The organism is Acinetobacter sp. H1(2024), from assembly GCF_046557555.1.
GTDB classification, from domain to species: domain Bacteria; phylum Pseudomonadota; class Gammaproteobacteria; order Pseudomonadales; family Moraxellaceae; genus Acinetobacter; species Acinetobacter seifertii.
Genome location: NZ_JBKGFO010000007.1, coordinates 1 through 14044, shown reverse-complemented (window position 1 = coordinate 14044; position 14044 = coordinate 1). Strand labels below are relative to the sequence as shown.

The following is a 14044-nucleotide window of genomic DNA, read 5'->3' as shown; positions in this document are numbered from 1 at the left end:
AGTTGTAGTAAACTAGGCGACCTCTTCCAAACTTGTCATGTTTAAAATGTCTCAGTTAAAGAAAAAAATCTCTTTAGAAAGTACTCTATCAGCTGCCGATATTTTAAAAAAATTAGAAGATTTAACTGGACTTGTATATCTTTATGATGATAACAATCCTATTATTGGCTTTCTGCCAAAAAAATATCTAGTTACTCAAGGTCATCAAAATTTTATATTCGAGCAAGATACCCTTAATAAGTATATAAACTCACCTAATGTAGAAAGTATTTTAGACTTCACTCAATTTCATACTGAAGAATCAAAAAATAAAAATATTAGTTTTAATGGTGGATATATTGGATTCATTAGTTATGATTTTTCTGCACATCAATTTATTAAAAATCAATCACACCAACAACCCTCCTTATTTATAGGTTCTTACCACTCTTTTCTAAAACAAATAAATAATGAATGGTATTTTTTTAGTGATGGAAAAAATAGTTCAGAAATTTTTAATTACATTACAGAATTACTACATAGATCTTCTGATCATTTAAGAAAAAATATTTTTAAACTAGATAAAAATATTTATCCCCGTTGGTCTAAAAATGAATATTTGACCGCTTTTCACAAAATACAAGATTATATTAAAGCAGGAGACTGCTATCAAATTAACCTTACGCAAGAATTTAATACAACTTTTACAGGAGCTTTATTAAATAAAGCAGAAGAATTATGGAGTTTAACCAATGCACCTTATTCAGGTTATTTAAAATTAAATAACTTTGAGTTATTAAGCTGCTCTCCTGAATTATTTATTGAATTCAGTACAGACAAACAAATTAAAACCAGACCAATCAAAGGCACGATGCCTCGATATGAAAATAAAGAACAAGATTTAATTTCAAAGCAAACATTAAAAAACTCGCCAAAGGATCAGGCAGAAAATGTCATGATTGTTGATTTATTACGTAATGATTTGAGTATTTATGCCAATACAGGTTCGGTAAAAACGACAAAGTTATTCGAAATTGAAAGCTTTAATCAAGTTCATCATATGGTAAGTGAAGTCACGGCTATACTTAAAAATGATATTAATCCTATGCAAATGTTGCTTAGTGCTTTACCAGGTGGCTCAATTACTGGCGCTCCTAAAATTCGCGCAATGCAAATTATTGAAGAGTTAGAAGGTTCACCGCGAGGAGCATATTGCGGTACTTTAGGATATTTTAATTTTGATGGTACTGGTCGTTGGAATATTCTTATTCGTAGTTTTCAACAATATCAAAACCAGCTTTCTATTTGGGCAGGTGGTGGTATTACGATTGCCTCAGAAGCTGAGGCCGAATATCAAGAAAGCTTAGATAAAATCTCTGCTATGCTGAACTTAATGAACAGCACAGCAGAATAATTTTTAAAGAATATCTTGCTTCAAAGTTTGAACTAAACGTGCATTTTGCTCATCAGTTCCAACTGTGATACGTAAAAACTGATTAATGCGAGGCTTATTAAAGTGGCGAACAATAATACCCTGCGCACGTAATTCCTGCGCTAGTTGCCCAGCCTCATGTTGTGGGTGTGAAGCAAAAATAAAATTCGCTTTTGATGGTAAAACATTAAAACCAAGTTCAGTTAAATCACTAACCAGCTTTTCTCGACTCGTAATAACTTTTTGACACTGTTCTTCAAAGTAAGCCTGATCTTCAAAAGAAGCAACAGCCGCAGCAATAGCAAAGCGATCAATTGGATATGAATTAAAACTATTTTTTACCGCTTCAAGTGCTGCAATCAAGTGTGACTGAGCAACAGCAAATCCGACACGTAAACCTGCCAAAGAACGAGATTTTGAAGTTGTTTGACATACCACAAGATTTTCATAACGGTTTACCAAACTTACAGCAGACTCAGCACCGAAATCGACATAAGCTTCGTCAATCACAACTACGCGATCTGGATTTGCCTGTAGTACTTGTTCAATCTCTGCCAAGCTGAGTGCAATACTTGTTGGTGCATTAGGATTGGTAATAATCACGCCACCATTAGGTTGTGCATAATCTTTAACATCAATCTCGAAATTCTCATTAAGTGGAATTTCTTTTGTTTTTGTTCCAAAAAATTGGCTATAAACTGGATAAAAGCTATAAGTAATATCCGGATATAAAATAGGTTCATCTTGAAGGAAAAATGCTTTAAAAATATGAGCAAGCACTTCATCGGAACCATTACCTACAAAAACTTGAGATACATCCATATTCTGTTGCGTAGCAATCGCTTGTTTTAAGGCAGTTGCATCTGGATCTGGATATAAGCGCAGTGCATCAGCTTGATCATGTAGCACAGCTTGAACCGCTTCTACTACTTTTGGTGATGGCGGATACGGATTTTCATTAGTATTTAACTTTAATAAATTTTGGATTTTCGGTTGCTCACCTGGCACATAAGGCTCTAATTCACGAACCTCAGGACTCCAAAAACGCATTTGTGCTGTAGATACAGTCATAGTCTTATCTCAAAAAAGGGCTGAAAATCAGCCCTGAATAATCATTTAAAATACTGAAAGGCTTAAAGCTTATTGATAACGATAACGAGCCGAGCGCGCATGAGCATCAAGATTTTCTTGAACAGCAAGTATATCAGCGGTTTTAGCCAATGTTTTTACGCCCTCTTTTGAGCACATGATCAAGCTAGAGCGCTTTTGAAAGTCATATACACCAAGTGGTGATGAAAAGCGCGCTGTACCGGATGTTGGCAATACGTGGTTTGGACCAGCACAGTAATCACCAATTGCTTCAGGTGTATAACGTCCCATGAAGATTGCACCTGCATGACGAATGTCTTCGCTCATTGCTTCGGCATCATCTAAACATAGCTCCAAATGCTCTGGTGCAACTTGATTAATCAAATCAACAGCTTCTGCACGGTCTTTTACCAAAACTAAAGCCCCACGATTTTCAATAGACGTACGTGCAATATCAGCTTTAGGCAAGTCATTTAAGTGCTTTTCAATTGCTGCCTCTACGGCTTCTAGCAAAGCTTCATCTGGAGTTATAAAAATAGCTTGGGCAACCGTATCATGTTCAGCTTGAGATAATACATCCATCGCTAACCACTCAGCGTTATTCACCCCTTCTGCATATACTAAAATTTCAGAAGGCCCAGCAATCATGTCGATACCGACTTGACCAAATACAGCACGTTTAGCAGCTGCTACAAATCGGTTTCCAGGACCAGTGATTTTATCTACAGGTGGAACAGTTTGAGTACCATAAGCTAGAGCTGCAACAGCTTGCGCCCCACCAATAGTAAATACTCGACTCACACCAGCTAGATAAGCAGCAGCCAAAACAAGTGGATTTAATTCACCATTTGGTGCAGGTACTACCATAATAATTTCAGGTACGCCGGCCACATGAGCTGGTACTGCATTCATAAGCACAGATGAAGGATAAGAGGCTAGTCCACCAGGTACATAAATACCAACTCGGTCAAGTGGTGTCACCTTTTGTCCTAGTGTATTCCCCAAATCATCTATATAAGTCCAGCTATCTTGTTTCTGGGCTTCATGAAATGTACGAATACGATTAGCCGCAAGTTGCAGGGCTTCACGAATTTCTTGATTTAAGCCATCAAATGCAGCTTTAAGTTGTTGTTGAGACAATTCTAGATCGGAAAATTGATGCGCTGGATGTCGATCGAACTGTTGAGTAAGTTTTAAAACATGATCATCACCATGCTGACGAACATCAGCAATAATTTGATCTACTGTTTGAACTAAATTAGGATCATTAACAGTTTCAAAAGCTAAAAGCTCTGCAAAAATCTGTTTGAAGTTCTGATCTTGAGTCGATAAACGTCGCATCAATTTACCCACAAGGCGAAAAAGAAAAACCAAGTTTACTCTTTTTCTAAGGCCTTGTGGGCATCATATCTACAACTATCGCAAAAGCATGATAGGAAATTACTTTTAACGTGATTGAACAGCTTGTTCAAGTTGGGAAATGATTGGGTTTAATAAAACTTGCTTACGCTTAAAGCTCGCTTTATTAACGATAAGACGTGAGGATACTTTACAAATTTCTTCTAATGGTTCAAGCCCATTTGCTCGTAAAGTATTTCCAGTATCAACGACGTCAACAATATAATCGCCCAAACCGACAAGTGGTGCTAATTCCATAGAACCATAAAGCTTAATAACATCTACCTGCTCACCTAAGCTTGCATAGTATTGACGCGTTAGATTGACGTACTTAGTTGCAATTTTTAAACGGCCTTTTGGACGTTCCATTCCAACTTTGCCAGCAGTCATTAACTTACATTTTGCAATCTGTAAGTCCAATAACTCATAAACATGCTGAGCACCATGTTCCATGAGTACATCTTTACCTGCTACACCTAAATCTGCAGCACCATTTTCAACATAGGTCGGCACATCAGACGCACGTAAAATCAAAATACGAACTTGCTTATGTGTTGTAGGAAAAATCAACTTACGAGATTTTTCTGGGTCTTCAAGCAAGTTAATACCTGCTGTTGCAAGTAAAGGTAAAGTTTCTTTTAAAATACGCCCTTTACTGAGTGCTAAGGTCAAACCATGATCAAAATTACCCATTACATCAAAATTAGGATCATCGTTTCTTACGTCATTCATTAACTTACTCGCTTAATTTGGGCACCTAAACCTTGAAGTTTCTCTTCGACATGCTCATAACCACGGTCAATATGGTAGATACGATCAATTAATGTATCACCTTCAGCAACTAAAGCCGCTAAGACCAAAGAGAATGAAGCACGTAAGTCTGTTGCCATTACAGGAGCAGCTTGCAATTTTTCAACTCCAGTCACCACAGCATCATGACCTTCGACCTGAATATTAGCACCCATACGTGACAATTCAGGAACGTGCATGAACCGATTTTCAAAAATAGTTTCGGAGATCGTTGCAAAACCGCGACCAATTGCATTTACGGCCATAATTTGCGCTTGCATGTCGGTTGGAAACTCTGGATGAGGTAATGTTCTAAAACTTACCGCTTTAGGGCGCTTGCCCATCATATCCAATTCAATCCAGTCATCACCACGAGTGACTTCCGCACCCATTTCTTCAAACTTATCTAAAACAGATTCAAGTAACGATGGATCTGTATGAGTAGTTTTAATGCGACCACCTGTAATTGCCGCAGCAGCTAAGTACGAACCTGTTTCAATACGGTCTGCAACAACTGCATATTCACAGCCATGTAAACTTTCAACACCAGTAACAACAAGTGTATCTGTATCTATACCTTCAATTTTTGCGCCCATTTTAATAAGCATTTGAGCAAGATCAGTAATTTCAGGTTCACGTGCTGCATTACGAATTGTAGTTACACCATCCGCTAAAGCAGCCGCCATTAAAATATTTTCAGTACCCCCTACAGTGACCATATCAAAAATCACTTCACCGCCTTTGAGACGACCATCTACAGTGGCATGGACATACCCATTTTCAACTTCAATATGTGCACCCAATGCTTCTAGGGCTTTTAAATGTTGATCTACTGGTCGAGATCCAATCGCACATCCACCTGGTAACGAAACTTTAGCATTTCCATAACGTGCCAATAATGGTCCTAACACCAAAATAGATGCGCGCATGGTTTTTACCAGTTCATAAGGAGCAAACTGGTTATCTAAAGTAGAGGTATCTGCTTTAACTGTGTCATTTTCATAACTAATTGTGACGCCTAATCCACCAATTAATTTTACCAAGGTATTTACATCTTTAAGATTTGGAACATTGGTTAAAGTAATAGGTGAATCAGCAAGAATCATTGCTGCAAGTAATGGTAAAGCCGCATTTTTAGCACCAGAAATGCGTACTTCCCCTTCGAGCTTAACACCGCCCGTAATTAAAAATTTATCCATTAATATTTAAGCTCCGAAAAGGCTTGCTTTGCGCCATTCGTCTTTGGTCATCGCACGAATTGTTACGGCATGAACTTCGCCACTTGCAATATAAGTATTTAATGGTGCATAAACTGCTTGTTGACGAGCAACAGTACGCTTACCTTCAAATTGATCATCCACAATACGGAGGTCAAATTTTCCAGCCTGTCCGCTCACTGCTACTTCCGCATCAGGAAAAGCTTCTTTTAAAATTTGAGTGAGCTGTTCACTATTCATTGCAAAGACCTCTGGCACAACCTACGGTGTAAAACGAAGTATTTTACTATAACTTTTTCCAAGAATTCAGTACGTGTTTATATTTTATCAATAAAAAAGAGGCTATATTTCAAGCCTCTCTCAATTATTAAAAACTTATCAAATAGAAACAGCAACTTGTGAATAAGTACATTGCATTTTCCGATATTTTAACAATTGTTTTTTTAATTTTTCAGTCAACTTTTTAATAGATGTATACATGTCATCTGCTGCTGCTTGAGCAAATAGTTCAATCCCAGGTAAGCGAACTATTGCTTCTGCCACATGATTCGAGCTGCCCTTATGTGAGCGCTTATCAATCTGATGATCTTTCGTTAATTTAATCTGCATACTATTCACCTGATCAAGATGTTTCGTTAACTGATTAAATTTTGCTTTAATATTTTCTTCTATAGCTGGTGTAATTGCTAAATGATGTCCACGAATCGTTATTTGCATAATTCTATCCCTCACCTTTTTGGGTTAATAAAGAAGAACTAAAACGATTTAATGTGATCTAAAAAAGATGACTTTGGACAATTAAATCATTTTAGCAGCTCCTCTTGGTGAAATTGAAATTTCATTATTTCGTCATAATGAACATCTAGAATAGTCATACTTCAAAAATTAGATCAAGACTTTTCTTTCGGATGACGATGGAATATGTAACGATTCACGATATTTTGCTACAGTTCTTCTAGCCACTTCTATCCCTTCATCCTTTAATAAAGCCGCAATAGTATTATCAGACAATGGCTTACGTGGATTTTCATTAGAAACCAATTTTTTAATCATAGCTCTAATTGCAGTAGAAGAAGCTTCTCCTCCCGTGGTTGTCCCCACATGACTAGAAAAAAAGTATTTCAACTCAAAAAGCCCACGTGGTGTCAGCATGTACTTATTTGTAGTGACACGTGAAACAGTAGACTCATGAAGCTCCACTTCTTCAGCCACATCCCTTAGCACCAAGGGTTTCATTGCCTCAGCACCTATCTCTAAAAATGCTTTTTGGTGTTCAACAATACAAGTAGCAACTTTTAATAAAGTTTTATGCCGTTCATCGATACTTTTTATGAAGTTTTTAGCTTCAAGCATTTGATTACGCAGATATAAATTATCATCGCTTTGATCAGCTCTGCGAATCATACTCGAATAGAAAGAGTTGATTCTTAATTTTGGCATGATATCCGGATTTAATTGGACTTGCCAATGTAGATCTTTTTTAGCAACCACGACGTCAGGGATTTGATATTCCGATTCTTGCTTTTGAAAATCCATACCTGGATAAGGCTTTAATGTTTTTAATAAGTCAACCGAAAGCTTTAATTCATCTTTCGATAGGCCTGTTTGTTTTAATAATTTATTTAAATCATTTGCAATTAATAACTCATAATACTGGAGTAAACTTTGTGCTTCTTTTAAATATTCAGTTCCTTTTGGCAAAAAATCCAATTGGATTTTTAAACATTCAGCAAGATTACGGGATCCTATTCCAATTGGATCAAGACGCTGAATATGTTTTAAAACAACTAAGACTTCGTCTTCTTCAATTTCTTCCTCAATATCCATATCATTTAATAGATGTTGTACAGCGAGAATAATTTCTTGTAATTCAGCATCTAAAAAGCCCTTATCATCTAAAGCATCGATAATACAATAAGCAATCAACTGATCTATTTTTGAGAAATGCAGCAAGTTCACTTGCTCTAACATATGTTCTTTTAGTGTCATCTGAACTTGGCGATTATCTTCACGCTCTTCAAACTCAGGAGTACCTAAAGCCGTCGACTGATGTGTATAGATATCATCCCACTCAGTATCCACAGGTAAGTCATCAGGTAAATGATCTGCATTTAACTCCGTTGTAAGATCATTACTTTCTTTGTTTTCTAAAGTAGATAAACTTTCGACTAGTGATTCATCTTCCACTTTTTCAAGTAATGGATTACTATCCAATTGAATTTGAATTTCTTGCTCTAATTCTAAACTTGAGAGCTGCAGTAATCGGATTGCCTGCTGCAATTGAGGCGTTAACGATAATGAATTCGCAACTTTCAATCCAACAGATAATTTCATATATTTCTCTTTCCAATAAACAAGCAAAAATCATGCCTATTTATTATTTATAGCATATAGTCAAGTTTTATCCTATATATTGACTGAGAATTTCATGAGAAAATTATTAATTTATTCTTCTAAAAATCTATTTTAACAACCAAAAAAGATGAGTTGTTTAATCAAATTAACTTTGCACTTTAATATCCACATATCGCTGAAGCAGGACAACTATGCAAATTTGGTTTTGGAAGTGAGTTTTATTTTCTTCCGCGCAATAAGAAACACCCCGGTTTCTTTCGAGACCGGGGTGTTTGAATAATGAGCTGGCGATGACTTACTCTCACATGGGTAACCCCACACTACCATCAGCGCTAAGAGGTTTCACTTCTGAGTTCGGGAAGGGATCAGGTGGTTCACTCTTGCTATGGTCGCCAGCACAACTGTTTATGGATACTTGCTTTGGTCTTATTGATTGCCGAAGCGTTTTCCAAATCTTTACAGATTGGGCTGATTGAATCTGACTTGTTCATTTTATCTAGTGAAGTAACTAAATCAAGTTTGTTTGTAGATTTATGAATCGATTGATGCTTTATATACAACTGCTTGGGTGTTGTATAGTCAAGCCTCACGAGCAATTAGTATTGGTCAGCTTCACATATCACTATGCTTCCACATCCAACCTATCAACGTCCTAGTCTCGAACGGCTCTTTAGAGGAATAAATTCCTAGGGAAATCTTATCTTGAGGTAGGCTTCCCGCTTAGATGCTTTCAGCGGTTATCCCTTCCGAACATAGCTACCCGGCGATGCGACTGGCGTCACAACCGGTACACCAGAGGTTCGTCCACTCTGGTCCTCTCGTACTAGGAGCAGATCCTCTCAAATTTCCAGCGCCCACGGTAGATAGGGACCGAACTGTCTCACGACGTTCTAAACCCAGCTCGCGTACCTCTTTAAATGGCGAACAGCCATACCCTTGGGACCTGCTTCAGCCCCAGGATGAGATGAGCCGACATCGAGGTGCCAAACACCGCCGTCGATATGAACTCTTGGGCGGTATCAGCCTGTTATCCCCAGAGTACCTTTTATCCGTTGAGCGATGGCCCTTCCATACAGAACCACCGGATCACTAAGACCTACTTTCGTACCTGCTCGACTTGTGGGTCTCGCAGTTAAGCGCGCTTTTGCCTTTATACTCTACGCGTGATTTCCGACCACGCTGAGCGCACCTTCGTACTCCTCCGTTACTCTTTAGGAGGAGACCGCCCCAGTCAAACTACCCACCAGACACGGTCCTCGTCCCGGATAACGGGACAGAGTTAGAACCTCAACATTACCAGGGTGGTATTTCAAGGACGGCTCCATTGGAACTAGCGTTCCAACTTCAAAGCCTCCCACCTATCCTACACAAGTAAGGTCAAAGTTCAGTGTCAAGCTGCAGTAAAGGTTCACGGGGTCTTTCCGTCTAGCCGCGGGTACACTGCATCTTCACAGCGATTTCGATTTCACTGAGCCTCTGCTGGAGACAGCGCCGCCATCATTATGCCATTCGTGCAGGTCGGAACTTACCCGACAAGGAATTTCGCTACCTTAGGACCGTTATAGTTACGGCCGCCGTTTACTGGGGCTTCGATCAAGAGCTTCGCTTACGCTAACCCCATCAATTAACCTTCCAGCACCGGGCAGGCATCACACCCTATACGTCCACTTTCGTGTTTGCAGAGTGCTATGTTTTTAATAAACAGTTGCAGCGGCCTGGTTTCTGCGGCTGTCATCAGCTCAGGAAGCAAGTTCCATCACCAACAACAGCGTACCTTCTCCCGAAGTTACGGTACCATTTTGCCTAGTTCCTTCAGCAGAGTTCTCTCAAGCGCCTTGGTCTACTCGACCTGACCACCTGTGTCGGTTTCGGGTACGATTCCTGTGTAACTGAAGCTTAGAGACTTTTCCTGGAAGCATGGTATCAGCCACTTCACTGTACAAGTACAGCTTGCTATCGGATCTCAGTATAGAGTACCCCGGATTTGCCTAAGATACATACCTACATCCTTCCACCTGGACAACCAACGCCAGGCTGACTTAACCTTCTCCGTCCTCTCATCGCATTACACAGAAGTATTGGAATATTAACCAATTTCCCATCGACTACGCCTTTCGGCCTCGCCTTAGGGGTCGACTCACCCAGCCCCGATTAACGTTGGACTGGAACCCTTGGTCTTTCGGCGAACGGGTTTTTCACCCGTTTTGTCGTTACTCACGTCAGCATTCGCACTTCTGATACCTCCAGCATACTTCTCAATACACCTTCATCGGCTTACAGAACGCTCCCCTACCACTTGACTAATGTCAAATCCGCAGCTTCGGCACATAGTTTTAGCCCCGTTACATCTTCCGCGCAGGCCGACTCGACTAGTGAGCTATTACGCTTTCTTTAAAGGGTGGCTGCTTCTAAGCCAACCTCCTAGCTGTCTATGCCTTCCCACATCGTTTCCCACTTAACTATGATTTTGGGGCCTTAGCTGGCGGTCTGGATTGTTTTCCTCTTGACTACGGACGTTAGCACCCGCAGTCTGTCTCCCGGATAGTACTCATAGGTATTCGGAGTTTGCATCGGTTTGGTAAGTCGGGATGACCCCCTAGCCGAAACAGTGCTCTACCCCCTATGGTATTCGTCCGAGGCGCTACCTAAATAGCTTTCGGGGAGAACCAGCTATCACCAGGCTTGATTAGCCTTTCACCCCTATCCACAAGTCATCCCCTGGCTTTTCAACGACAGTGGGTTCGGTCCTCCAGTTAGTGTTACCCAACCTTCAACCTGCTCATGGATAGATCGCCTGGTTTCGGGTCTATACCCAGCAACTAAACGCCCTATTAAGACTCGATTTCTCTACGGCTCCCCTATACGGTTAACCTCGCTACTGAATATAAGTCGCTGACCCATTATACAAAAGGTACGCAGTCACCGAACAAGTCGGCTCCCACTGCTTGTATGCATGCGGTTTCAGGATCTATTTCACTCCCCTCACAGGGGTTCTTTTCGCCTTTCCCTCACGGTACTGGTTCACTATCGGTCAGTCAGGAGTATTTAGCCTTGGAGGATGGTCCCCCCATATTCAGACAAGGTTTCACGTGCCTCGCCCTACTCGTCATCATTATGTGTGCCCTTTCGTGTACGGGAATATCACCCTCTACGTTCGCACTTCCCAGAGCGTTCCACTAAAACACACATAACTTAATGGGCTGATCCCCGTTCGCTCGCCGCTACTGAGGGAATCTCAATTGATTTCTTTTCCTAAGGGTACTGAGATGTTTCACTTCCCCTCGTTCGCTTTGCAACACTATGTATTCATGTTGCAATACCTACCTTAAAGTAGGTGGGTTCCCCCATTCAGAAATCTCCGGATCACAGGATATTTGCCGCCTCCCCGGAGCTTTTCGCAGGCTATCACGTCTTTCATCGCCTCTGACTGCCAAGGCATCCACCACATGCACTTAATTACTTGACTATACAACCCCAAACAGTCGATGTTACCTACAAGTTAGTAACTTCAACATTTCAGTTTAGAGTACTGTGTACTTAAACACTGTACAGCTTCAATCTAAATTCATATACCAAAACGCTTGATTCAGTTAATTTGCTAGTTCTCAATTCATCTAGATTAATTACTTAATCTAAACTCTTGAGTGAACAATTTATTTCAGACTCAATTTTGCCAATCTGTTAATGAATAAACACGCCTTCGTCAGGTCATGCTTAATACCGTGATACTTAAATCACAGAAGTTAATAAACCAAGACCGAAATCTCTATTTACTAATTTCTGTAATCCGAACTTCTCTTAAGTTCTGGTGGAGACTAGGAGAGTCGAACTCCTGACCTCCTGCGTGCAAAGCAGGCGCTCTACCAACTAAGCTAAGTCCCCAGCTTACATCATCAGTTATGTATCTTTTATCTATAACTTCAACCAGTCAAAGTCATGGTGGGTCTGACAAGACTTGAACTTGTGACCCCACGCTTATCAAGCGTGTGCTCTAACCAACTGAGCTACAGACCCTCAGATACATCTATGAAGAACAACTTGTTGTGGATTCTTACCAATCGTCAATCTTTCGTTAAGGAGGTGATCCAGCCGCAGGTTCCCCTACGGCTACCTTGTTACGACTTCACCCCAGTCATCGGCCACACCGTGGTAACCGCCCTCTTTGCAGTTAGGCTAGCTACTTCTGGTGCAACAAACTCCCATGGTGTGACGGGCGGTGTGTACAAGGCCCGGGAACGTATTCACCGCGGCATTCTGATCCGCGATTACTAGCGATTCCGACTTCATGGAGTCGAGTTGCAGACTCCAATCCGGACTACGATCGGCTTTTTGAGATTAGCATCACATCGCTGTGTAGCAACCCTTTGTACCGACCATTGTAGCACGTGTGTAGCCCTGGCCGTAAGGGCCATGATGACTTGACGTCGTCCCCGCCTTCCTCCAGTTTGTCACTGGCAGTATCCTTAAAGTTCCCGACATTACTCGCTGGCAAATAAGGAAAAGGGTTGCGCTCGTTGCGGGACTTAACCCAACATCTCACGACACGAGCTGACGACAGCCATGCAGCACCTGTATGTAAGTTCCCGAAGGCACCAATCCATCTCTGGAAAGTTCTTACTATGTCAAGGCCAGGTAAGGTTCTTCGCGTTGCATCGAATTAAACCACATGCTCCACCGCTTGTGCGGGCCCCCGTCAATTCATTTGAGTTTTAGTCTTGCGACCGTACTCCCCAGGCGGTCTACTTATCGCGTTAGCTGCGCCACTAAAGCCTCAAAGGCCCCAACGGCTAGTAGACATCGTTTACGGCATGGACTACCAGGGTATCTAATCCTGTTTGCTCCCCATGCTTTCGCACCTCAGCGTCAGTGTTAGGCCAGATGGCTGCCTTCGCCATCGGTATTCCTCCAGATCTCTACGCATTTCACCGCTACACCTGGAATTCTACCATCCTCTCCCACACTCTAGCTAACCAGTATCGAATGCAATTCCCAAGTTAAGCTCGGGGATTTCACATTTGACTTAATTAGCCGCCTACGCGCGCTTTACGCCCAGTAAATCCGATTAACGCTTGCACCCTCTGTATTACCGCGGCTGCTGGCACAGAGTTAGCCGGTGCTTATTCTGCGAGTAACGTCCACTATCTCTAGGTATTAACTAAAGTAGCCTCCTCCTCGCTTAAAGTGCTTTACAACCATAAGGCCTTCTTCACACACGCGGCATGGCTGGATCAGGGTTCCCCCCATTGTCCAATATTCCCCACTGCTGCCTCCCGTAGGAGTCTGGGCCGTGTCTCAGTCCCAGTGTGGCGGATCATCCTCTCAGACCCGCTACAGATCGTCGCCTTGGTAGGCCTTTACCCCACCAACTAGCTAATCCGACTTAGGCTCATCTATTAGCGCAAGGTCCGAAGATCCCCTGCTTTCTCCCGTAGGACGTATGCGGTATTAGCATCCCTTTCGAGATGTTGTCCCCCACTAATAGGCAGATTCCTAAGCATTACTCACCCGTCCGCCGCTAAGATCAGTAGCAAGCTACCTCTCTCCGCTCGACTTGCATGTGTTAAGCCTGCCGCCAGCGTTCAATCTGAGCCATGATCAAACTCTTCAGTTAAAATCATTTTGTACCTTATTTAAAGACAAGGTACCAATTCTGGCTCATCAATTACTGACTTAAATTTCGCTCAAATAAACTTCGAGTAATTTAAACCAATCAATCAATGAAAATTATTTCGATTAATCAACCAGTAAAAATCCACACAAGTTGTTCTTCAATTCTCTTAATGAT

8 protein-coding genes, 2 tRNA genes and 3 rRNA genes are annotated in these 14044 nt (G+C 41.2%); 1 reads left to right on the top strand and 12 read right to left on the bottom strand.

The window, feature by feature from the left end; all coding sequences use genetic code 11:
- Positions 1-46: 46 nt before the first annotated feature.
- Positions 47-1393: an anthranilate synthase component I family protein gene (locus ACLCEG_RS16045; RefSeq protein WP_410568298.1), complete on the top strand. Its 1347-nt coding sequence runs from the start codon at positions 47-49 to the stop codon at positions 1391-1393.
- A 3-nt stretch (positions 1394-1396) separates the two neighbouring features.
- On the opposite strand, the gene hisC is transcribed toward ACLCEG_RS16045, so the two are convergent.
- From hisC to ACLCEG_RS15985, 12 genes are all read right to left on the bottom strand, one after another.
- Positions 1397-2482: a histidinol-phosphate transaminase gene (gene hisC / locus ACLCEG_RS16040; RefSeq protein ID WP_410568296.1), complete on the bottom strand. Its 1086-nt coding sequence runs from the start codon at positions 2480-2482 to the stop codon at positions 1397-1399.
- Positions 2483-2551: 69 nt separating this feature from the next.
- Complete coding sequence (gene hisD, locus ACLCEG_RS16035; protein ID WP_151741925.1) at positions 2552-3841, bottom strand: histidinol dehydrogenase; 1290 nt, start codon at positions 3839-3841, stop codon at positions 2552-2554.
- A gap of 105 nt (positions 3842-3946) precedes the next feature.
- Positions 3947-4630 (bottom strand): ATP phosphoribosyltransferase, encoded by a 684-nt coding sequence (gene hisG / locus ACLCEG_RS16030; protein WP_068934120.1) that lies wholly within the window; start codon positions 4628-4630, stop codon positions 3947-3949.
- Entirely contained in the window at positions 4630-5886 is a 1257-nt protein-coding gene (murA, locus tag ACLCEG_RS16025) for a UDP-N-acetylglucosamine 1-carboxyvinyltransferase (RefSeq protein ID WP_039255534.1), read from the bottom strand. Before murA ends, hisG begins: the two co-directional genes overlap by 1 nt.
- A gap of 6 nt (positions 5887-5892) precedes the next feature.
- Positions 5893-6144 (bottom strand): BolA family iron metabolism protein IbaG, encoded by a 252-nt coding sequence (gene ibaG / locus ACLCEG_RS16020; RefSeq protein ID WP_004703799.1) that lies wholly within the window; start codon positions 6142-6144, stop codon positions 5893-5895.
- A gap of 138 nt (positions 6145-6282) precedes the next feature.
- The gene (gene hpf / locus ACLCEG_RS16015; protein WP_019456521.1) at positions 6283-6621 is read right to left on the bottom strand and encodes a ribosome hibernation-promoting factor, HPF/YfiA family; all 339 of its coding nucleotides are present in this window, start codon (positions 6619-6621) and stop codon (positions 6283-6285) included.
- 168 nt (positions 6622-6789) lie between these two features.
- On the bottom strand, positions 6790-8238 hold the full coding sequence (locus ACLCEG_RS16010) for an RNA polymerase factor sigma-54 (protein WP_410568294.1): 1449 nt from the start codon (positions 8236-8238) through the stop codon (positions 6790-6792).
- 303 nt (positions 8239-8541) lie between these two features.
- A 5S ribosomal RNA gene (gene rrf, locus ACLCEG_RS16005) occupies positions 8542-8656 on the bottom strand.
- A 178-nt stretch (positions 8657-8834) separates the two neighbouring features.
- Positions 8835-11725: ribosomal RNA gene (locus ACLCEG_RS16000) — 23S ribosomal RNA — on the bottom strand.
- 340 nt (positions 11726-12065) lie between these two features.
- Positions 12066-12141, bottom strand: a tRNA-Ala gene (locus ACLCEG_RS15995).
- Between the two features lie 55 nt (positions 12142-12196).
- Positions 12197-12273 (bottom strand) — tRNA-Ile (locus ACLCEG_RS15990).
- A 59-nt stretch (positions 12274-12332) separates the two neighbouring features.
- Positions 12333-13870: ribosomal RNA gene (locus ACLCEG_RS15985) — 16S ribosomal RNA — on the bottom strand.
- The 16S, 23S and 5S rRNA genes sit together here with 2 tRNA genes alongside, the layout of an rRNA operon.
- Positions 13871-14044: the final 174 nt, after the last annotated feature.